This is a genomic window from Reinekea thalattae (genome assembly GCF_008041945.1).
Taxonomy (GTDB): Bacteria; Pseudomonadota; Gammaproteobacteria; order Pseudomonadales; family Natronospirillaceae; genus Reinekea; species Reinekea thalattae.
In genome coordinates this window covers 930,846-952,503 of record NZ_VKAD01000001.1, presented here as the reverse complement: position 1 = coordinate 952,503, position 21,658 = coordinate 930,846, and the positions used below count along the sequence as shown (strand labels likewise).

Sequence of the window (21,658 nt, the reverse complement as noted above, 5' to 3'; positions counted from 1 at the left end):
CCAATGCATTTGAAAAAATTCGTCTACATCAATTGGGGCAATATCCCAGCGTTAGAATTTGATTTTGGCCCGATTAATTTGCTTTCTGGTGGTAATGGTTCTGGTAAAACCACCGCTGCCGATGCGCTGCAAACCATTATGACCGCAGCACACGATACTCTGTTTCAATACAACCCAGGCCAAGATGAAGCGACTCAGCGTGGCCGTGGTAAGCAAGTACGAACACTGGCTTCTTATGTATTAGGTTGTGACGATGGCTCTTACGCGCGGCCGGACCCAACCGTCGGTTATCTTGCTGCCGTGTTTTACCCAACCAAGGGTGAAAACGCCGAGCCCTTTACTGCGGTAATTGGTGTTTCTGCTTATTTGGATAAAGCCGGTAACACGCCGGTGGCGCGCCAATCGCATATCGATTATCTGATTTTACCGGGCACTGAACTTAGCAAGTCCGACTTTTTACAAGAAACCGATGCCGGTTCGCAGGTGGTATCGCTGGATAAATTAGCAAAACACCTACAGTCGCGCGGTATTGAAAAGGCTGAAAAGTACGACACCAAGAAACAGTATTTAAGACGTTTTTATGCTGCCTTGCGTGGCCGCGATGATGCCATTAGCGAACGCGAAGCAATGAACGCAGCGCGGGCTTTTTCTCGCTTTATGGCTTATAAGCCGGTGAAAAGCATCGACGGTTTTGTCGCCCAAGAAATCCTCGAGAAAAAGGATTTAGGCGAAGCTATTCGTACTGTTTCGGATTTGATGAAAACCATCAACGGTTTAGAAAACGAAGCCAACCGACTCAATGTTCAAATTACTCGTTTAGATAAAGCACGCGGCCAGTCTGGCAACTATATCGACCGTTGGATTGACTATAACGTTGCCGACTATGTAGCCGCTAAGTCGCGTTTTTATGTCGATCAAAAACGCTATTTGGATGCCAAAAAAGAACAGCAATCGGTTCGCAGCAAGTTCGATAAATTAACCACCGAACTGGAAGTCAGCGAGCAACGCAGGCTACAAACACGCGAACAATTAGTCACACTCGAAGCGCAGCGCCGTGGTATTGAAGCACTGCAAGAAAAGGATCGCTTTGAAACGCGGGCGCGACAAAGCAAAGAACAGTTAGAAAAAAAATCCGCCACTTTATTGCAACAAAGTAATTTAGTTGAGCAAAGCCTTGCGGCCAGCCAGTCTGTTCAGCAGCAGTTGCACAAAACTTCAATGGCGCTAGAACTGCCAGCATTAGCCGATAAAGGCTTAACCAAAATGGCCAAGCAAGTCAGCCAGTTTGGCGCGCAGGCGATCGATTTTCAGCGCATGTTAACGCAAGATTGGGTCGATATTTCGCCGTTAGAAGAACATCTTGACCAAGCGTTGCAACAGCAAGACGTATTAAACAGCTGGCGTCAGCTTTGGTTTGAAGAAGCCTCGCAAGAAGGTGGCGTTTCGTTGCGCGACCAGTTGCAGCGTTTGGTGGATCGCCGCGAGCAAAAGCTGGCGCAGGTTCGTCAAAATTTAAGCCGCAAACAGCAAGATATCGATAGCCTTGCCAGCGCGCAGGTGAATTACCCCTATCATGTGCGTCTTGCCTTAGAGGCGATTCGCAAAGAATGCCCACAAGCTGATCCGCGCGTATTGTGTGACCACGTTGAAATTACCGATAAAGAGTGGCAAACCTCACTCGAAGGCTATTTAGGCGGCGTTCGTTTTGCCATTTTGGTAGAAACCGAATACGAGCAAGAAGCCATTAAAATTGTGCGTAACTTGCCGCGTGAAAACCGCGCTCGGGTTATTCAAGGCAGTAAGGCGCGCCAAGATGCCGCTAAGGTAAATGTGCCGGCAGATTCTGTTCTGCATCTTATGCAGTTCGATCATGCTGTCGCAAAAGCCTATGTCACCGCAAGCTACGGAAGTGTTGTGCAATGCCAGAATGTTGAGCAACTTAAGCAAACCCGTCGCGGCGTTTGTGCCAATGGTTTAGGCAGTGGCGCTTATGCCATGTATCGTTGCGACATTCCAGAAAGTGAATTGGTATTTGGTGAATCCGCACGCGAAAACGCTCGCCAAGCCAAGCAAAAAGAACTCAATGAGTTGGCAAGCCAAGCTAACGAAGTACAAGAACAAGCGCAGCAAGCTAAACAGCTGTATGTCGATGTGAATCGCCTGCATCATTGCGAGCACGGCACTTTAATGCGCGACATGCTGGAAACTCAGCGCGAAATTCATAAGGCTGAGCAATCGCTTGAAGCATTGGACTTATCCAATGCGCAAGGCATCGATGATGAATACCAAACAGTTGCCGAGCAGCTAGAACAGTTAGAAACCAAAATTCGCCAAGGCGACAGCGAAAAAGGCCAGCTGTTAGAGCGTATCAATTCATTAACGCGCCAGTGTAATACGCTCAGCGAACAGCAAGAAAAAACCGAACTGCATGCCGAGCAAAAAGAAGCTTACCTGCACGAAATTGTTGAGCTGTGGCCAAACTTTGAAGTTGAAAAAATACTGGCCGAAGCCGACCAGCAAGCACGTGAGTCCAGTGCCGACAAAGAAGAAGCGGAGCGCCGTTCTATTGAAAGTGAGCTTAATGCTAAAGCGCACGATGTCGAGCTGTTGCTGAAAGAGCACAATCAAGAATGCCAGCCGCAAGATGCCGTTGTGGTGGAACTTAACTACAGCAATTTGCACGATGTCAGCTTCTTTAAAGGCATGGTGCAATTGCGTAAGCAGGTCGATCAGGTTCACAACCGCATTAAAAATAATCTGCTGGTAGAAAAGGTCGATCAACTAGCGCAGCTGCGTGAAAGCTTTAACAGCGTGTTCGTTACCAACCTTTGTCACTCTATTTATCAGGCCATTAACGAGGGTAAGAAAGTTCTCGAAGACCTGAACAAAGAGCTAGAACATCATCGCTTTGGTGCCGACCGCGAAAACTACTGGTTCGGTTGGGATTGGGTGCCAGAATACAAAGAATACTTCCACTTTTTTGATGAGGTTTATAAAAGCCCATCGATCGGCGAAGGCAATACCTTGTTTAATGCCGAATTAAGTAAACGTTCGTTGGTGATTCGTGATCAGCTGATGGCGATGTTGCTCGATAATGACGAGCAGCGAGCGTTACGTGAGCTGGAGCGAATTTCCGATTATCGTAATTACCGCAGCTATGAAATTTACAAGCAACCAGAAGGCAAACAGCCGATTGCTTTGAGCCAATACGGCACCGGTTCTGGCGGCCAGCTGGAAACGCCAGCTTACATTATTCGCTCGGCGGCGATTACTTCTGCGTTCCGCTTTAATGAAGGTGACAGCCATTTACGCATGGTATTGGTTGATGAAGCTTTCTCTAAAATGGATGAAACACGATCCAAAGAAGTGATTCGTTATTTGACCGAAAGCCTTGGGTTGCAGCTGCTGTTTATTATGCCAACCAGTAAGTCTGGGCCGTTTATGGACTTAATTTCGAATCAGTTCGTGTTCTCAAAAGTACCGCTACTGAATGGCCAGAAGCGCGGCGAGTTGCAAACGCGAGTGTTGGTCGACCGACAGCAATGTAATCAAGAAAAAATTCAAGAATTATGGGCGAATCACCGTAAAGTGATTCGTAAGCAAGCAGAGCTCGATTTTTTAGAGGGGATATAAACAGATGGCCGTTATTGAGATAAAGCACCCGTTGCTGGCGCATAAAGTTGGTGTCATGCGTGAGCAGGGCATATCGACAAAACAATTCCGAGAGCTGGCTGCCGAAATTGGCAACCTGTTAACTTACGAGGCAACTCGTTCGGTATCGACAGACGATGTCGAAATTACCGCTTGGGATAACAGCACTTTAAAAGTGGAACGCCTTAAGGGTAAAAAAATCACCGTTGTACCTATTTTGCGTGCAGGCCTAGGCATGATGGACGGTGTTTTGCAGCTGATCCCTTCTGCTCGGGTGAGCGTTGTTGGTCTTTATCGTGATGAAGAATCGTTAGAGCCGGTCTATTATTTTGACAAAGTGGTTGAAGACGTTGATCAACGTACCGCATTAATTGTCGACCCAATGCTGGCGACTGGCGGTTCTATGATTGCAACGATTGACCTGTTAAAAGAAAAGGGCTGTAAAGACATTATGGGGCTTTGCCTAATTGGCGCGCCCGAAGGTGCTAAAGCGATTGAAGATGCGCACCCAGATGTTGATATTTACGTTGCCGCGATGGATGAATGCCTGAATGAGCAAGGTTACATCGTTCCGGGTTTAGGTGACGCTGGCGATAAACTTTTCGGAACTCGATAAGTTCGTATAGATAAGCTTGCCTAGACGGTATTTTCAATTCCGCAGAATCGTCAGTATTCTGCGGAATTCAGTCTATTTTTAACTTCCCTGCCTGAGCTTAGCTTAGTTATCTATACTATTCTTTATGAAAGGCATAATTCAAATAATAGAAATACTAAGCTATATTTTCTCTTAGAAAGTACGACAAGAATAAAAACAGCGACCTATTGATGGTCATGGTTCGCAATTTGCAAAAATGCGGCTAGATTAAATCCTTTAATGACTATAAATTTCAATACTTGTGGCTCTCATGCAATGTTGAGGTAATCGTGGCGCCAATTTCACACAGTGACTCTAAAAAGAAGATCTTGCTGATCGACGATAATGTCGATTCTGCGGCTTCATTACAGCAGTACCTTTCTGGTAATGACTATGAAGTTTCGGTGCAAGCTGATTCGACTATGGCGTTGGCTCGCATTCAAGAAGAGCAGCCCGATATTGTGATTATCGAGATGGATTTGAAAGCCGAGTCGGGCTTAACCATCTGTAAGCTAAGCCGCAAAGATTTTCATGGCGGTATCTTTTTACTCAGTCATCGAGTCGATGAATTGGATCAGGTGTTGGGTTTAGACATGGGCGCTGATGATTTTCTGTCGCGTGCCGCTTCACCTCGCCTGATTCTGGCAAAGTGTAACGCCTATTTACGTCGTCAATTACGCTCGCTCGACGATGATAAAAAACTGCCCGATGATCGTCTGGCTTTTGGCCCATTGGTGATCGATAACTCAATGCGAGAAGCCTGGTTGAATCGTAAATCGATTGATCTAACCAGCGCCGAATTTGATCTGCTTTGGTTATTAGCCAGTCATGCTGGTGAAGTGTTATCGCGTGAAGATATCTTTAGTAAGTTACGTGGTATTGAATACGATGGCCAAGACCGTTCTGTCGATGTGCGGGTTTCTCGTATTCGCCCTAAAATTGGTGACGATCCGGTTCACCCTCGACGCATTAAAACGGTCCGCTCTAAGGGCTATCTATTTGTTGGCGAAGCTAAGTAGAAGTAGCGTTGGCTTGCTGCCTTTTATTCCCTATCTGTTGTTTTCATTACTGCATTGATTGTTTGTCACTTGCTCTAGCTATGCAGACTTCATAGTCCGTCGGCTGGCTGGTCAGGATCGACCTTAGAATTCCCCTTTCAGCAACCGAAACCGATGTTGTTGTCTTGCTAGCAGACATTAGTTTATTAACGATTGTCGTCTTACTAGCGGGTTTCAGTTTTACTAACGGCTGTTTTGGCTGCTAAAAGGGTGTTTTTTTAATTATCGCTTAGCCTTTTTTGTTGCAGACAAGACTTTAAAGCCACGCTGGCGAGTCAGTTCAACAGTGGTATCAAACTGTGCATCCAAGCATGGCTCGTAACGTAAAAAGTCGTTCACGACCCAAATTAGCTGACCACCAGGTTTTAGCCAGAGATGCGCTTGGCTAAAAAAGTGTTCGCTGGCCGCGTAAGCGGTTTTAATGCCTTGATGGAATGGCGGATTGGTAACAATGGCATCAAATTGCTGCTGAGGTAGGTTGTGCAATCCATCAGACCAATGCAACGTCGCTTTGTCTTGCAATGCATTGGCGGTTAGCGTTTTTTGGGTTGAATGAATCGCCAGCGCATCGATGTCTGTTACAACCAGTCCACTGACCGACGGCTGGCGCGCAATTGCCAATGAAAGCACGCCTGCACCGCAACCGAATTCTAAGACCTTGCCACGCAGCTTGGGTAAATGTTGGATCAGCAGGTCGCTGCCTTTATCGAGCTTGGCGGCACTAAAAACACCGGGCAAGCTATAAATTTTATTCGCAGATTGAGCATCGGTTGCTGTTTCATCTGCTTCCTTGTTGGTTTGCTCATTAATTGCTTCAAGCTTCACTTCATAGCTTTGCCAATCGCTTGAGGATTGCTCAAGAGGTTGTTTAAGACGCAATTCAACTAAAGCACAATGACGCGCACTGTCGATTTTAAAGCTATCAAAATAGCGACCGATGCGTTTTTCTATACTCTTAATTCCGCTGTTGTTTTCACCGACAACCCAAAGTTGCTGGTTTTCAGCTAATTGACTGCTAATCTTAGCAAGCCACCAATCTAAACGTTCTTTCGATTTTGGGAAAAATAAAATATTTAACTCAGCTGTTGTGATGCTTAAATCATCGATAGATAACTGGTTGTTGCTGCTCCAGTTCAGATTGTACTGTTGGTCGTGCGGCTTTATTAGATCGCTCTGTTCTGGGCTGTCGAACCAATGAATTTTATGGTTATTGAGCGTGTCTCGATGACGATCAAGAATTTGCAAAGTTGCGTGCATAAGTTTTTATAAACAGCCTAATTGGCCATTATCCTGTCGCGGCAATGGGAGGGTGTTAGTTATTTTAATGAAACGGCTTTCAGTATTGAAGGTTAAAGAGAAAATAAACCGCCAAATGCGTAATTTAATCAGAGAAATTGGCTAAACAATTAGCAGTGTTTCATCGTTACAGCTTTGCCAAGCGGTATCTGTTCATTATGAGTTGAACAAAAGTGAAGTGACTCAGAAGTTAGATAGGAAGATTAAGTCGGTGGAAAGATAAGTTGCTAGAGAGATAAGTCGGTACGAAGATAAGTAGGCAGAAAGAGTAAGCAGCTAAAAATAAAACAACATCAAACGGGCAGATCACGACAACGAGAAACAAAAAAGCAAAAAAATATTCAAAGTTACCCTAATTGAAAACAGCGTTTGCACAGTCTTGTTTTTGTAAAACTGTTCAATCTACTAGTGCATTTCATTTCAGCGCTATTGGCTTCTACTAAAGGGTGACTAACATCACATTAACTTGCTTAGTTGATTATTATATTCTTTGAAAATTGTTTTTGTTTTTTAAAAAACAGTATTTTTTTTTAAATTGAATGAAATTTGGTTTATTATTAAACAAATTTTTGATTAAAAATCATAATTTAACGACAAAACTTATAAAATATAACTATTCTTAATTTATTAAGTGTGTGGAAAGAGGAAACCTACAATGGCAGCAGCCAAGAAAACTCCCGCTAAGCGCGGACCTAAACCAGCAGCTAAAAAAACAACTGCTAAAAAGACCACTGCAAAGAAAAAAACAGCCGCTAAGAAGCCAGCAGCTAAAAAAGCAGCCGCAAAAAAACCAGTAGCGCAACCTGTTGTTGCTAACAAAGTTGTAGCCGCTGCTGAAAAAGCACTAGAAAAGGCAAACTTAGTAGTAGAAAAAGCAACTGAAGGTTTAGCCAAGGCTAAAGAGAAGAAAGCAACCGTTGCTGCTAAGGCTCGTGTTAGTAAAACAGCTGCAACAGTTCGTCAGTTAGACGCTGCTAAAGCAGGCCTAGCAAAAGCACAGGCTAATCTAGCTGAAGCAAAAGCAGCAGCAAAAGAAGCTGCTTTCAACTTGAAGCTTGCTGGTGTAGAAGGTTCTATCGATTCTGTTAAAGAGAAGTCTGCAGAGCGAGTAACGGCATTTGCACAGGGCCTAGAAGAGAAAAAAGCGGGCGATTTAGAAAAAGCCTTAGCTTCTTTCGAAGAAAAATGGCTTCTGACTCGCGAAAAAGCCAATGTTCGTAAAGTGAAGGCTTTCCAGAAAAAAGAAGAGACTAAAATTGCTGCCGCAGGTCGTAAAATTAAGACCAAGATCTCTGCGTTGAAAAAGCAACAGGCAGAAAAGCTAAAATCAAAGCCTAAAGCTCGTAAAGCAAAAGCTTAATGCTTAGCTTAGATGCAGGCGTTGCTGGCTTAAAATAGCGATCCAGCAGGGCAAAGAAACCCGCATTAGCTTCGGTTAATGCGGGTTTTTTATTGCGCGAATGGTTGTGCTTGCGGAAAGCCTGAGCAGTAAAGCAATGCTCTGTGTTAATCGAGCAACTATGCTAAACTTCGCGGCGTTTTTGGTTTTAGTTAATCTACATGATGAATTTACTCTCTATCGATACGACTGCTGATCTGTGCTCTATTGCTTTGCAAGCGGCTGACCAGCAGTACACTTTCCATGAATCGCGTCCGCGTGAACATGCCAAAATTCTGCTGCCAGAAATCCAACAGTTGTTACAGCAGGCTGGACTTACTGCCAGTGATCTCGATCTGATTGTTGTCGGGCGTGGGCCGGGTTCCTTTACCGGTGTGCGTATTGCAACATCGGTTGCTCAGGGTTTAGCGTTGGCGGCCGACTGCCCAATATTGCCTGTCAGTACTTTACAGTCGGTTGCGTACAGCGCCTCTTTAACTGGTGCCAAAAGCATTTGGGTGGCGTTAGATGCGCGAATGTCAGAATGGTATTTTTGCCGTTATCAACTTGCTCAATTAGGTAATATTCCACAGTCGGTCAGCGATGAAGTTGTCATTGCCCCGAAAGATCTTCAGCTAGAGCTGGATCCTCAGGCGGTTTTAGTTGGGAATGGTTGGCAAACCGATTATCCATTAGCAGAGTCGTTACAACATTTTTCTGGGCAAGTGTTAGGCGATATTTTATTGCCACACGCTCAGCACAGCTTAGCGTTAGCAAAACAGCTATTAGAATCTAATTCGGCGCAAGCGGTTGCACCAGAAGAAGCAATCCCGATTTATTTGCGTGATAAAGTTACTTGGGACAATAAACCTAAGGTGGGTAGTTAGTTAGATTAGTTTTAGGTCGATATCGGTACTGATTGCTTTCCTATTGGTACTTATCACTTAGCATTTAATACTTAATAAATTAGCATTCGGTGCTTAACAAAAGAGACGAGCAGTATGGGATTTTACCAATTAGTTGTTCTTGCGGTGATTCAGGGCTTAACGGAATTTTTACCGATATCGAGCTCGGCACACCTTATTTTGCCCTCTCAATTATTTGGTTGGCCGGATCAGGGTTTGGCATTTGATGTTGCTGTGCATGTCGGCTCGCTAATGGCGGTGATGATCTATTTTCGCCGCTTAATCGCTGATATCAGTGTTAACTTTGTCTATTTTTTATTGAAAAAGCCATATCAGAAGGCGTTGGTAAACCAAGCTTGGTTTATCATTATCGGCACTATTCCTGCGCTCATTGTTGGTTTTTTTGCTGGCGATCTTATTGAGACGCACCTGCGCAGTATTTTAGTGATTGGCGCAACAACGGTGTTATTTGGTCTGTTGCTTTGGTATGCCGACAGTGCTGCTAAAAAGCAGTCTCAGAATCAGCAATTAACTTGGCGCAACAGCTTGTTCATTGGTATCGCTCAGGCAGTTGCATTGATCCCGGGAACGTCCCGATCCGGTATTACCATGACAGCAGGGCTGCTTTTGGGGTTAAGCCGATCAGAAGCTGCGCGCTTTAGTTTTTTGTTGTCGATACCGTTAATTCTCTGTGCCGGAGGATTAAAAACAGTTGAGCTTGTGCAATCGCCTGCGGCCTACGATGTTTCGGCAATTTTGCTTGGTGTGGCATTGTCTTTTATCAGTGCGCTGGGTTGTATTGTTTTGTTCTTGCGTTGGATCGAACGCTGTGGTTTCTTAGTCTTTGTAATATATCGATTATTGTTAGGTGCGCTGTTGTTCGCCATCGCTTTTAGCGGTGCTTTTTAATTCAGGGCGGCTAGCCTAATTGGTGACTGACCTAGTTAAATTATCGAGCTGATCGGATTTAGACTATTCATGAAAATACCGGCTTCTATTAATGCGTATCAATCGGTGGCGGCTTCTGGCCGCCGCAATAGCGCACCGTTAACGGATGATTCTGCAGGCCAATCCGGTGGCTTTGCGCAAACTGTCGACAGCGCAACAGAAGAGGCAGCGGCCTCATCACAATCGACCAATGTCGATTTGCAAAGTGCAACCAGCCAAGCCCAAGCTTTATATAGTGTTAATTCTTCAGCCCAGACTGAGTCTGGCAATCATCAGTATTATCCTGAGCATCCTGTACAACGCGCCAGCGGTGGCAATGCTCAGGCTGCGGTGAACCAATATTTATCCGTGGCAGCAGAGGATGCTGATTCATTAAGCGCACAAAACCCCAGTTTGTTTGGTGTAGATACCTACGTTTAACCGCAATTATCGAGCGACTCTTTCATGCAGCCTATTGCCCTCTATTGCCCAGATACCAGTGAGCCGAGCCACCAGTCTCTGTTGCAGACTTGCCAAGCTTTGGATTGGATCGACATTCAGCCAAACCAACCGAGCGATCAAGCCTTTATTCTGATCGACAATGGCCAGCTCTCAATTGCTAGCAGCGATTGGCCGAAGGTGCATGCGGTCAGTGTTGATTTTTTATCATCCAGTTCAGAGCATCGACGTCTTTACGGCGGCGGCGCTGGTCAAGCTGTGTGTAAGGCGGTTGGTTTAAAAAAACGTAAGCATTTAACAATCTTAGATGCCACCGCAGGCTTGGCTCGTGATTCCTTTGTCATGGCCTCACAAGGTGCGACTGTCTATATGTTTGAACGTCATCCGGTGGTCAATCTGCTGTTACAAAATGGTTTAGAACGCTTGTCTGCTTCTGAGTTAACAGATCTATCGGCTCGCTTAACCTTACTAAATGGCTCGTTACTGAACTTGGGTGCCGTTGCTGAGACGGTTTCTGTTGATGTGGTTTATCTGGACCCAATGTTTCCTGACCGTTCTAAGTCGGCCAAGGTAAAAAAGGATATGGCGATTTTTCACCAGCTTGTTGGTGCCGATGCAGATGCCGACTCATTACTTGCGCCAGCATTGGCGTTAGCAAATTATCGAGTGGTGGTGAAAAGGCCTAAAAACGCGCCTTGGTTGGATGATAAAAAGCCATCGACCGCTCTTATTGGTAAGAGCAGTCGATTCGATATCTACGCCAAAAAGGCGCTGACAGACGATTAGCCTTCTTGCGTTGATCGCTGAATGATTTGGTGAATGTTGTGCCAGACATCATCTGGGATAACAAACGAAGCTTGCGAGATAATGTTATGGATACGTTCATCGTAAGCCAAGTTTGCTTCTTCGTTGAGCGTTAACACACCCTTGGTTTTAAGAGCTTGAATAAAGCTTTTAAACAGGGCTTTGTCGAAGAATTCTGGTGCATCCAAGCCGTTAAGCAATGCCAGTCGCTGCGCCATTTGCTGCGATTGGTTTTCAAGAATGGCTTGCGAGCAGTTACCTGAGCCTAAGCGCACCAAGACTGAAAGCGTAATGAGGTAGCGCTCCAGCGTTGGTAGCATAATATTGGCAAGGTACTGCAACTGTAAGTTATTGTCTGAGGCTTTGTCTGGCGCTTGAACAAGACCTTGTTTGTCGATTGACAGAATGCCTTGCTCAGCCATAAACGCCAATGTTTGCTCGGCTTTGGCTTGCAGTGTTTCGCCAGACAGCTCAATAAACAGTTCGTTTTGAATGTACGGAAAAATCATTCCGATCTGTTCCATCAGTGCCGACTTTGCGACACCTTCGGCTCTCACCACTAACGCAGCAATTAACGATGGCAGTGCAAAGATATGCTGCACGTTGTTACGGTAATACGACATGGTAATGGTGTTTTGACCATCCAAACCGTATAGATCACCCAGCTTTTGTGGAATGCGTTGCAAGGTGCCCATGCCAACGGCGTATTCAACCCATTCTTCAGGGCGACTCTCTGGCAGTGTAATATGCTCGCTCAGTGGTACCGCCTGATGAAGGCTTTTCAACAGCTTTAACTGTTCTAACAACAGGCTGCTTTCAATGGCTTGTCGCGGAGTAGAAAGCAGGGCAGTCGCGACCATGTTAATAGGGTTTAGCGCCGCGGCTGAGTTAATGCGTTTAACCACCTGAATCGCCAATTGATCAACAAAAGAAAACATCCATTCAGGGCGGTCGTTCGGGCCATAGGTCGCTTCATTCCAGTCCGGCTTATGTTGCTCCAGCTGGCTGTTTAATGAAATCGCCTGACCAAAATTCAGGTAAACACGGCCGTAATTTTTTAAATGTTTCACTGACTTTACTAAGTCGAACAGGTTTTCTTTCTTTTTATCCTTGCCCTTTAGTTCGCCAACATAAGAGCGGCTTTCAAAGACTTTTTCGTAACCGATATAGACCGGAATAAACGCAATCGGTTTTTCTGAATTGCGTAAGTGGCTGCGTACCGTCATTGCCAGTGTACCGGTTGCCGGTGAACGCATACGGCCTGTACGGGAACGGCCGCCTTCGACAAAGTATTCCACCGGGAAGCCGCGTGAGAATACAGTATGGATATATTCATTGAAGACTGCGGTATAGAGTTTATCGCCACCAAATTTACGGCGAATAAAGAAAGCACCACCGCGACGCAAAATGCCACCAACAATGGGCATGTTTAGGTTTTCACCGGCAGCAATGTGCGGCACGCTTAGGCCGTTACGGTGCAAGGTGTAACTTAATAGCAGGTAGTCAATATGGCTTCGGTGGCAGGGTACGTAGACAATTTCGTGATCTTTGGCTAACTCTCTGACTGGCTCAATACCGTGCAGCTCGATACCGTTGTAGATCTTATTCCAAAGTTTGGTAAGCACAATGTCGTACATGCGGATCGTGCTGTAGGAAAGATCCGCAGCAATGGCCTGTGCATTTTTTAAGGCGACTTTGCGTGACTTTTCAATAGGAACGCCTTTGGCCTTGGAGTGCGCACTAATTGCTTTGCGTACTGGGTCGGTTTTCAGTAGCTGTTCAATGAGTACACGCTTGTGCGATAAGTCTGGGCCAATGGCAGCAGTACGTACGCGGCGAAAATGCACTCGAAGAATACGCGCGACCTTACGTGAAGCGATCGATAAGTCGGGAGTTTCATCAAAAATTTCGCGTAAGGAAATGGGTTCGTTAATTTCAAAAAAGGTATCGCGGCCATTAAATATTAGGGTGAACAGCTTTTTAAAACGGCCAATCACAGTCCAGTTGGAACTGAAAAGCGCGTTAACAGCGCCCAGTTTGGCGGAAGAGGCGCGCCCCCAAAATAGCGCAACAGGCACCAACAGAATGTCCTGCTCTGGGTTATCGGCTAAAAACTCTAATAGGTTTTTAAGGCGGCTGTTAATACCTTCTTTTTTAGCCCGAATCACAGAATTACGTGAATGTACGGTCAATAGACGGGATTCATTGCTAAGATTTGGAATGTCGAGTTCATCGTAAATACTGGCCAAGCCGTGCTTTTGCAGCTGGTGGTCAGAAACTAGCGCATCAGAAGTAGATTGATGTTCGAGTACATAGATACAGTTTTTATGTTTTTTCAGTTCATCAAAATTAGTGTGATGCGGGTTTTCGGCCACGCGAACCCACCAGAATAAAACCTTTTGCACGATGCGACGTAAGACAAACATTGACGATGAATACCTCTAATAAAAGAGCGGCTATTCTAGCCGCTTCGATTCTAAACTGCCATTGTAGCAGCCTTGAATTGCGTACCCTAGCGGACGCTGGCGATAAATCAGTAGTGTGGTGGTTTAGTGTCGACAATGTCGGGCGCGAGCTGTTCTTTGAATTCGTTATAGTCGCTGGCGATCTGTTTTAGCTGTCGTTCTAAAAAGTCTATTTTAAGTTGTTGCTCACTGACAATCTGATTGAGCTGTTCAACCGTATCATCCATGTAGGTTAGTCGGCTTTCTAAATCGATGATTTTATCGTGGTCGTTCATAAATTGGTCTCGTTAGTTTCATTGCCATTTTGCCGTAAAGTTTGGCATTATGCCTACTTGGTTGCGCTTTTTGGTTAACTTTTTTGATAATAGTGATGATCCCGTTCTGCTTCATTGACATTATTTTATAAAGAACGACTAAACTATTATGACAGAGGCCAGCTGAGTTTGTTTTGTTAGGTGTTTATTTTTGTTAGATGTTTATCTTTGATAGGAATATGAGTGTTTACTATGAAGTTTAAGTTTTGGTTAGTTCGTGTTGGTATATGTTTATTAGTCGCCTTACCTGTGCCGTTTGTCATTACGGCCTTGTTAACGTTGGTGACGGGTGTTGCTGAGTTAACGATTGTTGAGTTGGCTGATTTTTCTTTTACGCCTGCTAAAGGCATAGCGTTCGTACTTATTGTGGCGGTTGTGGCACTTGTTAGCTTTTTAGCCATTGTTATTTCACAGTCAGAAGTGCTTGAAGAAGACGACCGTGAAGAAGGCGTGGTGAAATGGTTTAACGTCAGCAAGGGTTTTGGCTTTTTAACCCGAGAAGATGGCGAGGATGTTTTTGTCCACTTTCGCTCAATTCGTGGCCGAGGTCACCGTTCGTTACAGGAAGGTCAACGAGTACTGTTTGGTGTGGTTGAAAGCTCTAAAGGCTTGCAAGCAGAAGACGTTACTATTTTGCGTCAAAACCATTAATCATGTGTGTCCCGCTCATCGGGATAGCGTGAGTAGTTGACGATAAGCGGCATTAGCCGCTTTTTTTATGCCTGCTTTTCAGGCCGACTGTTCAAAAGACGGATGCTTTAAAACACGAATGCTTTAAAAGACAGTCTTTGGTCTTGATCGTTGGTTGTTACTTGGCAGGCAGAGGCGAGAGTCGCAGCGTTAAGAAGCCCAAATCAGCTCCTGTACATCGCCTTGGGGGGTGATTTCTGACCATGCATCAGGGTCTTGTTGCTGTTGCCAGCTTTGCGCAACAAAGCGTACAGCGCAGTTAAAGTGTTGTGCTGCGGCGTAGGCAAATTCTTGGTCATTGCGCCAAGGCAGTTGGTTGGAGTCGAGCCAAATGCTGGTGTAGTGACCAGATACCTTCTCGAAAACCAGTCCGGCAATCTCTTGTTGCTGATGCTGACATAAAATCGGCTGAGCATGCTTAGGCATGCCTTTCTTTTTAGCCGTTAATTGCACTTGACTAAAGCAACCCTGCAACCATTGAATGGCAGCCTCGGTGGTGAGTTTTGGTATGTAGATTTCAATGTCTGGCGCTTGAGTCATCAGTTTTTGGCTCTTCTTTATCGAGTAGGTGTAGGGCGATTTTAAACAGGCTAAGGCTGAGATAGCCCCATAATGCGATGGCAGCGCCCGTGATTAACAGTAGCAGACCGAGTAATGCTGCCAGCTCTTGTTGCAGGCTCGGCGGTATCAGCCTTTCTGCCAAAATGATAATGAACAACCCAAAACTAAAGATAAAACCGCCGGTGGTGAATTGGCGAATCGCTCGGGCGCTGTTTTCGGTATGTTCTTTTAGCCATAAAACGACTTTGTTTCTGGCGCTCATTTTTAACCTTAATTATGGGACTGTAAATGCGTATGATAACGACCTTTATGTTAATTGAGTAAGTCTTTTATGAACTCTGAAACCATTCAGCTGGCCTGCGAGCTAATTCAACGTCAATCTGTTACGCCAAAGGATGAGGGTTGTCAGCCTCTGATCGCGGACCGCTTAAGCCAATGTGGCTTCGATATAGAGCACATGCGCATAGAAGATGTCGATAACCTTTGGGCTGTACATGGTGAACAGCGCGAGCCTTTTTTAGTGTTTGCTGGACACACCGATGTTGTTCCCGCAGGTGACGCTGATCAGTGGCGTTTCCCTCCGTTTCAAGCCACTATCGATGCGGGCATGCTATACGGCCGTGGCGCTGCCGATATGAAAGGCAGTGTCGCTGCGTTTGTCGTTGCCACCGAACGATTTATCCGCGATTACCCAAATCATAAGGGTCGCTTAGGTTATTTAATCACCTCCGATGAAGAGGGTGATGCTTACCACGGTACCGATGCCGTGATGCAAGAGTTGACCCGTCGAGGCGAGCAAATCGATTGGGCTTTGGTCGGTGAGCCTTCTAGTACTGAGCAACTTGGTGACGTTATTAAGAATGGACGACGTGGCTCTATGCTGGGTTACTTAACCGTAAAGGGTGTTCAGGGCCATGTTGCCTATCCGCATTTGGCGAAGAACCCGGTTCATCTTGCTGCGCCTGCAATCGAAGCATTAAGCAAAGAAGTTTGGGATCAGGGCAATGAGTTTTTCCCCGCGACATCGTTCCAGATTTCAAATATTAAGGCGGGCACAGGGGCAACGAATGTTATTCCGGGCTCAGCTGAAATTATGTTTAGCTTCCGCTTTAGCACCGAAGTTACAGCAGAGCAATTGCAGCAGCGCGTGGCCGAATTGCTGGATCAATTCGATTTTGAATATGAACTTAACTTTGAGCTCAAGGGTTTACCGTTTTTAACAGAGCGTGGCCAATTGGTTGAAGCGGCTATTGCCGCAGTGAAATCGACAACCGGCCGTGAGCCTGAATTATCGACCGCCGGTGGTACCTCAGATGGCCGCTTTATTGCGCCAACGGGCGCTCAGGTTTTGGAATTGGGACCTTTGAATAAAACTATTCATCAGGTTGATGAATGCGTCAGTGTTGATGATCTTAATACCCTGACCGAGGTTTATTATCAGCTGATGGTTAATTTGCTGGCTTAATCTTTCTGCCTAGCTTTGGTGTAGCTTACTGAAGCTAGGCAAGAGTGAGTTAGGCAAAAACATAGGCCATTATTTATCTTCGCTTTTGTTTTCCAGATTCTTCAACTGCAAATTCAGTGCTTGGCCGCTAATTTGAACTTCGTAAAGGCTAAAGCACAGAGACGCTAGCAGCAAAATCAGTGATGCGCCAAACATGAGATGTGCGATCACTTCGCGCTCAATGTAGATGGTGAACATGGTAATAACACAGAGAATAAACGACAGAATGCCGGCCACTTGCATGCGGCGTATGGCGATAATACGTACTCTGAGATGCAGTATTTGGTTGCGTATATCCATGTCGGGGTTTTCATCGTTTTGCTTGTAGAGAGATCGAATCAGCTGGGCAATGACTAAAAAACGGTTGGTGTAGGCCAGCAGTAACAGTGATATTGCTGGAAAAAGTAGAGCAGGTGTCGTGATAGTCATACTGAATATTTACTCCAAAAATAAGCAAGCCACGATTGAAAGATAATGAAACAACGGCAAATAGTATAGTTTGTTAGCCACCTAACGGTTGATCTGGGCAATTGACTCAATGCATAGGTCATTTTTTACCTTAGATTGGCCCTAGACTCGCTCTGTAAATAATAGGTAGTAGATAGGAGATAACCATGTTAGATCGCATTTTGGCCTTTTTTGAAAACAAGTCTGAGCCGGATCAGCCGTTGTCGGTGGACGAATGCGCCGCTGCGCTGCTAATCGAAGTTATGCTGGCAGATTTGGATGCCGATCAACGCGAGCGGGATTGCATTGCCAATATCTTAGTGCGACGTACCGGCAGCCCATTGGTGGAAGTATTGCAGCTTATCGATACGGCTTACCAACAGCAGCAGGAATCACACGATCTGTATCAATTCACTAAGGTGATTACCGATAATTGGGATGAAGAGCAGCGCTTCGAATTGATCGTGGATATGTGGCGAGTGGCCTTAGCCGATGGTGATCTAGATAAATACGAAGATCACCGCATACGCCGAGTCAATGAGCTGCTGCACCTTTATCATTCTCACTTTATTAAGGCTAAGTCAGCTGCGCAGCACTAAAGCACTGTTCGAAATGAGAACCAATCCCTGATATGCTTCAATCTTAGGCATCGTTTAACTGATTTTTATGGTAAATTCGAGCGATAATGCGGTGTACAGCCTATGCCGTTGAAAAATATTCGCGATTTTTTGAAAATAAGCGATACTTAAGTCAGTATTGTGTCAGTTTTTGCAAAGAAATCTGGATTTGGGGAAGTTTAGTGAAGCGCCGTGATTTTATTATTCAATCGTTGTCAGCGTCTGCGGTAGTTGCCAGTGCCGGCTACGCATCCTTAGATATGTTCTTACGCCGTTCTTCGCCGTATCGACCTGATATTGAGGCGCGAGCGACACAGGCGACATTAGAGGTTCCTGAAGCCTTTGAAGCTATTGGTGATGAAGGCTTATTGACCAGTCCAAGCCCAGCGCTGCAACTGGCTGAGCCGCCAGCATCGCCAGTGCATTCAAGACCGGCCGTGTCTTATGCGCAACAGCAGAAAGCGGAATCGCTGACTCCTTCTGAATTCCCACAAGCACCGGTTGCTCAAAACGAACCTTTCCCTGCGGTAGGCCCACAACCTGAGCCGGTAGAGGAAATCGTACTTTCTGAAGCCGACAAAGAAGCCGCAGAAAAAGCTAAAATCGCCGTACCGGTTGCTTCTGCTCAGACGACGCAAGAAAAAATTAACAACTTTGAACAAGACTTCACTGATGATGTTATCTTGATTGAAGACGAATACCGTATTTTAGTACAGACGTTGGAGCGTATTAACCGCGTTCAACGTTATGTCGGCTTTGGCAACTTTAACCTCATTTCATTAGATGATGCTATGAAATACGCCAATTCAGCTCCACAAATAGGCGCATTCACTGCAGAAGAAAAAGCCTTTTTAGAAATGTTGTTCTATGCAGATTCCAGCCGGTTAGGTTTTTATGGCGATAAGGTCGTCGATAATCCAACCAACATCATTGCAACCAGCGATGTCGTCAAGGTGCCAAAAACAGGTCACTTTGTTTATCGCGGGCATTCGGAAGAGTTTTACTACAAGATTCGTAACGAAATTGGTCCAACACTGATCCTAACCAGTGGTGTGCGCAATATCGTTAAGCAATCACAACTGTTTTTGGCAAAGGTGGTTCATGCCAGCGGTAACATGTCTCGTGCTTCTCGCTCTCTTGCGCCGCCAGGGCACTCCTACCATGCTGTCGGTGATTTCGATGTTGGTCAGGTTGGGGCAGGCTTAAGCAACTTTACTGCAGCCTTTGCTGAAACAGACGAGTTTAAAAAGCTACAGAGCTTAGGTTATGTCCGTATTCGATATACGGCCGATAATAAACTCGGTGTACGTTACGAGCCTTGGCATATTCGCGTCGTCTAATCGCATATTAAATTTTAAAAAAAGCCCATTGTTGGGCTTTTTTTGTGCTGTTGTTTTTATCGATAGCGTGCTTGCTCTAGCAACTAACAACTAACAGTGCAGCTTGGTTATTACTGACTAGGAGTTGCTTTGTTCTGTAAACATCTTGGTGTTTCGTTCATACATCTTTAAAAAGTCCGCCGCAGGAATCGGTTTAGAGTAGTAGTAGCCTTGGATAATATGGATGCCTAAACTTTCAACAAAGTCGACTTGCCGTTGTGTTTCGACGCCTTCAGAGACAATGTCCATATCCAGTGTTGTCGCCAATGTTTTGATCGATTTTATCACCGCAATAGAGGCTTCACTGTCGTAATCGTCAGTACTGATAAAGGCTCTATCTAACTTCAGGGTATCGAACTGGAATTTTTTCAGATAACCCAAAGAAGAATAACCAGCACCAAAATCATCCAGCGCAGTCTTAAAGCCGAACTGACGAATAAAGTCGAGATTATTCTTGGTTTCAAGCTCGTTATTAATCAGCTCTTCTTCAGTAATTTCAAACTCAATTTGGCGCGTAAAGACTCGGTAGCGATGGATAATTTTTCGGATATCGACGATTAATTTTGAGTCATTTAATTGTGATGGCGTAATATTTAGCGATATCACCAGCTCAGGGTTCTGAATGATCTGTAACATTTGGCAGGTTTGTTCCGCCATGGTTAATGTAATGTGATCGAGCATGCCAAATTCATGCGCCAACGGTACAAAGCTGGAAGGCGGAATGAGATTTCCGTGTTCGTCTTTCAGCCGAGCTAATGCTTCAACGCCAACAATTTCGCCTGTTTGGCAATTGATCTTTGGCTGAAAATAAGCAAAGAAACGCTTGTGTTGAATGCCTTGGCGAATTGCCGTTTCAATCGACATTTTTTCACGTTCGCCTTCGGCCAGTTCTTCAGAAAAGAAAGAGTAGCGCATCTTACCGTTTCGCTTGGCATCGTACATCGCAATGTCGGCGTACTGTATGAGCAGTTCTGGATCGATGGTGTGGTCAGGATAAATCGCAATGCCAATACTAACGCCGGTATAGAGGGTGTGATTGGCAATCTCGATGCCTTCTCTAAGCTCATTAATAATTTTATTGGCGACCACATCGGCTTGGCTGTCTTTATTAATGATAATGGCAAATTCGTCGCCACCTAACCGAATAACAGTATCTCGGCGCGATGAATCTTTGTTTCTATAATCTCTGCGGATGCAGGATTTTAATTTTTCTGCAACGGCTTTTAATAACAGGTCACCGGTTAGGTGGCCGTAGTTATCGTTGATCTGTTTAAAGCCATCGAGGTCTAAAAACATAACCGATAGACGATCAGGGTTGTCTCTTTTTTTATGAATTTCAATGAGCTCATAAAAGGCGGCGCGGTTAGGCAAGCCAGTTAGTTCATCGGTCAGCGCTTGTTTTTTAAGGGTGTCAGATGAACGCTGCAAGCGAACCATGAGTTTATTGAGGCTGCGGGTGAGGGCTTTAAATTCATAGTCATTAAATTTTTCGAACTTCTCTGGTTTATGACTGTAGATATCAGACCGCTCTACTAGGCCTGCAAATAGGTCTAAAGGCTCTAGAATCGTTTTTCTTAAAATAATGATACTGATAAGCACAATTAGGATAATCGCCAGAGCAATATACAGCCAGCTGCTTAATATTAGCGCCTTTGTTTCTGCGCTTAAGACATCGACCTTGCGAATAGTGCGAATATAAAAATCATCAAAAATTTCGTTCTGCTGATAAAAGTAATCTTTGCTATCCAGATTATCTGTCATGCTGAGGCCAAATTCAGCGCTGATGGTGTCGTCTATTATATTTTTACTGTCGTAATAAAAGCCGATAATAAATAACTTAGAGCTGAGCTTGTTTGAGATCAACGGCAGACTAATGGATATTTTGAGGAAGCCTAGCGGATGCTGTTGCGGAATACTGATAATAGGGTAATAGGCAGCAAGGCGATCATCCTCTTGAGTATGTTCCAAGAGAAACGAAATGTTATTGATGTACTCTAGGTGGTCTGACTCTATTCGTGCAAGACTTGAGTCGTAGCTAATAGGTTCATTTTCAGAAGGCGTCTGCTGAACCGAAATAGCCTCTTGTCCGTCTGGTAATATGATGCTGATTTCAGAGTAAACATCATTCAGAGTAATGTATTGATTGAATAGACGGACGATCAACGCCTGTGCGTATTGCTTATGATCCACTTGTGTTGCAGCGAGGTAATCTTGCACCAGGATATTTTGTCCAATTAGGTTTAGATTGGACTGGGTGTTATTTATAACCTCATTAAAGTAGTCGCTACTGGTGGTTAGTTGAGCTGACAATTGGCGATCCAATTGTTCGGAGTTGTATTGGCGAATATTTTTTTGAATAAAGAAAATACAGAGCAGTGAGATGATGCCAACTAGAAACCCGATGTTTGTAATAAATCTGTTTTGTAACTTCATCGACGACTCAATTTTCTGGGTGCTTGCTAAAAGGCACTAAAAATAGGCTGATGTAACCCTGTTGCCTCTGTTTATCGGCTGCTTTGAACCGTTATCAGTATAGACAATATCGGCTGAACAAATAGAACACTGACCC

Annotated in this window: 19 protein-coding genes; 12 read left to right on the top strand and 7 right to left on the bottom strand. The window is 44.9% G+C overall.

What is annotated here, in order from left to right:
• Positions 1-3 precede the first annotated feature (3 nt).
• The 3 genes from FME95_RS04305 (at position 4) to FME95_RS04295 (ending at position 5,304) form a co-directional block, all read left to right on the top strand.
• Positions 4-3,633, top strand: a complete 3,630-nt coding sequence (locus tag FME95_RS04305) for an ATP-binding protein (protein WP_147713186.1) — start codon at positions 4-6, stop codon at positions 3,631-3,633.
• Between the two features lie 4 nt (positions 3,634-3,637).
• Positions 3,638-4,267, top strand: a complete 630-nt coding sequence (gene upp, locus FME95_RS04300; RefSeq protein ID WP_147713185.1) for a uracil phosphoribosyltransferase — start codon at positions 3,638-3,640, stop codon at positions 4,265-4,267.
• Between the two features lie 308 nt (positions 4,268-4,575).
• On the top strand, positions 4,576-5,304 hold the full coding sequence (locus FME95_RS04295; RefSeq protein WP_281289387.1) for a winged helix-turn-helix domain-containing protein: 729 nt from the start codon (positions 4,576-4,578) through the stop codon (positions 5,302-5,304).
• A 261-nt stretch (positions 5,305-5,565) separates the two neighbouring features.
• Here FME95_RS04295 and FME95_RS04290 read toward each other — a convergent pair whose 3' ends face one another.
• Complete coding sequence (locus FME95_RS04290; RefSeq protein ID WP_147713184.1) at positions 5,566-6,600, bottom strand: class I SAM-dependent methyltransferase; 1,035 nt, start codon at positions 6,598-6,600, stop codon at positions 5,566-5,568.
• Between the two features lie 694 nt (positions 6,601-7,294).
• Here FME95_RS04290 and FME95_RS13610 point away from each other — a divergent pair.
• The 5 genes from FME95_RS13610 (at position 7,295) to FME95_RS04265 (ending at position 11,094) form a co-directional block, all read left to right on the top strand.
• Positions 7,295-7,999, top strand: a complete 705-nt coding sequence (locus FME95_RS13610; RefSeq protein WP_187265439.1) for a hypothetical protein — start codon at positions 7,295-7,297, stop codon at positions 7,997-7,999.
• 200 nt (positions 8,000-8,199) lie between these two features.
• A complete protein-coding gene (gene tsaB, locus FME95_RS04280; RefSeq protein ID WP_147713183.1) occupies positions 8,200-8,904 on the top strand; it encodes a tRNA (adenosine(37)-N6)-threonylcarbamoyltransferase complex dimerization subunit type 1 TsaB in 705 nt (234 codons plus the stop codon).
• Between the two features lie 114 nt (positions 8,905-9,018).
• The gene (locus FME95_RS04275) at positions 9,019-9,831 is read left to right on the top strand and encodes an undecaprenyl-diphosphate phosphatase (RefSeq protein ID WP_147713182.1); all 813 of its coding nucleotides are present in this window, start codon (positions 9,019-9,021) and stop codon (positions 9,829-9,831) included.
• Positions 9,832-9,900: 69 nt separating this feature from the next.
• Positions 9,901-10,290, top strand: a complete 390-nt coding sequence (locus tag FME95_RS04270) for a hypothetical protein (RefSeq protein ID WP_147713181.1) — start codon at positions 9,901-9,903, stop codon at positions 10,288-10,290.
• 24 nt (positions 10,291-10,314) lie between these two features.
• Positions 10,315-11,094 carry a class I SAM-dependent methyltransferase gene (locus FME95_RS04265; RefSeq protein WP_147713180.1) on the top strand — a complete coding sequence of 260 codons (780 nt, stop codon included), beginning with the start codon at positions 10,315-10,317 and terminating at the stop codon, positions 11,092-11,094.
• Here the strand turns inward: FME95_RS04265 and plsB are convergent.
• Both plsB and FME95_RS04255 read right to left on the bottom strand, forming a co-directional pair.
• On the bottom strand, positions 11,091-13,538 hold the full coding sequence (plsB, locus tag FME95_RS04260; RefSeq protein ID WP_147713179.1) for a glycerol-3-phosphate 1-O-acyltransferase PlsB: 2,448 nt from the start codon (positions 13,536-13,538) through the stop codon (positions 11,091-11,093). The two genes, FME95_RS04265 and plsB, sit on opposite strands and share 4 nt — an antisense overlap.
• Positions 13,539-13,645: 107 nt before the next feature.
• Positions 13,646-13,852 carry a SlyX family protein gene (locus FME95_RS04255; protein WP_147713178.1) on the bottom strand — a complete coding sequence of 69 codons (207 nt, stop codon included), beginning with the start codon at positions 13,850-13,852 and terminating at the stop codon, positions 13,646-13,648.
• A gap of 231 nt (positions 13,853-14,083) precedes the next feature.
• Between FME95_RS04255 and FME95_RS13760 the strand changes: the two genes are divergently transcribed.
• On the top strand, positions 14,084-14,542 hold the full coding sequence (locus FME95_RS13760) for a cold-shock protein (RefSeq protein ID WP_147713177.1): 459 nt from the start codon (positions 14,084-14,086) through the stop codon (positions 14,540-14,542).
• Between the two features lie 189 nt (positions 14,543-14,731).
• Here the strand turns inward: FME95_RS13760 and FME95_RS04245 are convergent, their stop codons facing one another.
• Together FME95_RS04245 and FME95_RS04240 are read right to left on the bottom strand one after the other, a co-directional pair.
• On the bottom strand, positions 14,732-15,121 hold the full coding sequence (locus tag FME95_RS04245; RefSeq protein WP_147713176.1) for a hypothetical protein: 390 nt from the start codon (positions 15,119-15,121) through the stop codon (positions 14,732-14,734).
• Positions 15,099-15,404 carry a hypothetical protein gene (locus FME95_RS04240; RefSeq protein ID WP_147713175.1) on the bottom strand — a complete coding sequence of 102 codons (306 nt, stop codon included), beginning with the start codon at positions 15,402-15,404 and terminating at the stop codon, positions 15,099-15,101. Before FME95_RS04240 ends, FME95_RS04245 begins: the two co-directional genes overlap by 23 nt.
• A gap of 69 nt (positions 15,405-15,473) precedes the next feature.
• Between FME95_RS04240 and dapE the strand changes: the two genes are divergently transcribed.
• Positions 15,474-16,607: a succinyl-diaminopimelate desuccinylase gene (gene dapE / locus FME95_RS04235; protein ID WP_147713174.1), complete on the top strand. Its 1,134-nt coding sequence runs from the start codon at positions 15,474-15,476 to the stop codon at positions 16,605-16,607.
• Between the two features lie 69 nt (positions 16,608-16,676).
• Here dapE and FME95_RS04230 read toward each other — a convergent pair whose 3' ends face one another.
• The gene (locus FME95_RS04230; RefSeq protein ID WP_147713173.1) at positions 16,677-17,075 is read right to left on the bottom strand and encodes a DUF2721 domain-containing protein; all 399 of its coding nucleotides are present in this window, start codon (positions 17,073-17,075) and stop codon (positions 16,677-16,679) included.
• A 185-nt stretch (positions 17,076-17,260) separates the two neighbouring features.
• On the opposite strand from FME95_RS04230, the gene FME95_RS04225 reads away from it, so the two are divergent.
• Together FME95_RS04225 and FME95_RS04220 are read left to right on the top strand one after the other, a co-directional pair.
• A complete protein-coding gene (locus FME95_RS04225) occupies positions 17,261-17,692 on the top strand; it encodes a tellurite resistance TerB family protein (protein ID WP_147713172.1) in 432 nt (143 codons plus the stop codon).
• A 200-nt stretch (positions 17,693-17,892) separates the two neighbouring features.
• On the top strand, positions 17,893-19,050 hold the full coding sequence (locus FME95_RS04220; protein WP_187265438.1) for a M15 family metallopeptidase: 1,158 nt from the start codon (positions 17,893-17,895) through the stop codon (positions 19,048-19,050).
• Positions 19,051-19,167: 117 nt separating this feature from the next.
• On the opposite strand, the gene FME95_RS04215 is transcribed toward FME95_RS04220, so the two are convergent.
• Positions 19,168-21,522, bottom strand: coding sequence for a putative bifunctional diguanylate cyclase/phosphodiesterase (locus FME95_RS04215; protein ID WP_147713170.1), 2,355 nt, complete (start codon positions 21,520-21,522; stop codon positions 19,168-19,170).
• Positions 21,523-21,658 lie beyond the last annotated feature (136 nt).

Excerpts from the sequence above, each read along its gene's own strand:
- FME95_RS04245 (WP_147713176.1), bottom strand. The coding sequence starts at position 15,121 with ATGACTCAAGCGCCAGACATTGAAATCTACATACCAAAACTCACCACC.
- dapE (WP_147713174.1), top strand. The coding sequence starts at position 15,474 with ATGAACTCTGAAACCATTCAGCTGGCCTGCGAGCTAATTCAACGTCAA.
- FME95_RS04230 (WP_147713173.1), bottom strand. The coding sequence starts at position 17,075 with ATGACTATCACGACACCTGCTCTACTTTTTCCAGCAATATCACTGTTA.
- tsaB (WP_147713183.1), top strand. The coding sequence starts at position 8,200 with ATGATGAATTTACTCTCTATCGATACGACTGCTGATCTGTGCTCTATT.
- FME95_RS13760 (WP_147713177.1), top strand. The coding sequence starts at position 14,084 with ATGAAGTTTAAGTTTTGGTTAGTTCGTGTTGGTATATGTTTATTAGTC.
- FME95_RS04270 (WP_147713181.1), top strand. The coding sequence starts at position 9,901 with ATGAAAATACCGGCTTCTATTAATGCGTATCAATCGGTGGCGGCTTCT.
- FME95_RS04275 (WP_147713182.1), top strand. The coding sequence starts at position 9,019 with ATGGGATTTTACCAATTAGTTGTTCTTGCGGTGATTCAGGGCTTAACG.
- FME95_RS04255 (WP_147713178.1), bottom strand. The coding sequence starts at position 13,852 with ATGAACGACCACGATAAAATCATCGATTTAGAAAGCCGACTAACCTAC.
- FME95_RS04240 (WP_147713175.1), bottom strand. The coding sequence starts at position 15,404 with ATGAGCGCCAGAAACAAAGTCGTTTTATGGCTAAAAGAACATACCGAA.
- upp (WP_147713185.1), top strand. The coding sequence starts at position 3,638 with ATGGCCGTTATTGAGATAAAGCACCCGTTGCTGGCGCATAAAGTTGGT.
- FME95_RS04265 (WP_147713180.1), top strand. The coding sequence starts at position 10,315 with ATGCAGCCTATTGCCCTCTATTGCCCAGATACCAGTGAGCCGAGCCAC.
- plsB (WP_147713179.1), bottom strand. The coding sequence starts at position 13,538 with ATGTTTGTCTTACGTCGCATCGTGCAAAAGGTTTTATTCTGGTGGGTT.
- FME95_RS04215 (WP_147713170.1), bottom strand. The coding sequence starts at position 21,522 with ATGAAGTTACAAAACAGATTTATTACAAACATCGGGTTTCTAGTTGGC.
- FME95_RS04305 (WP_147713186.1), top strand. The coding sequence starts at position 4 with ATGCATTTGAAAAAATTCGTCTACATCAATTGGGGCAATATCCCAGCG.
- FME95_RS13610 (WP_187265439.1), top strand. The coding sequence starts at position 7,295 with ATGGCAGCAGCCAAGAAAACTCCCGCTAAGCGCGGACCTAAACCAGCA.
- FME95_RS04290 (WP_147713184.1), bottom strand. The coding sequence starts at position 6,600 with ATGCACGCAACTTTGCAAATTCTTGATCGTCATCGAGACACGCTCAAT.
- FME95_RS04225 (WP_147713172.1), top strand. The coding sequence starts at position 17,261 with ATGTTAGATCGCATTTTGGCCTTTTTTGAAAACAAGTCTGAGCCGGAT.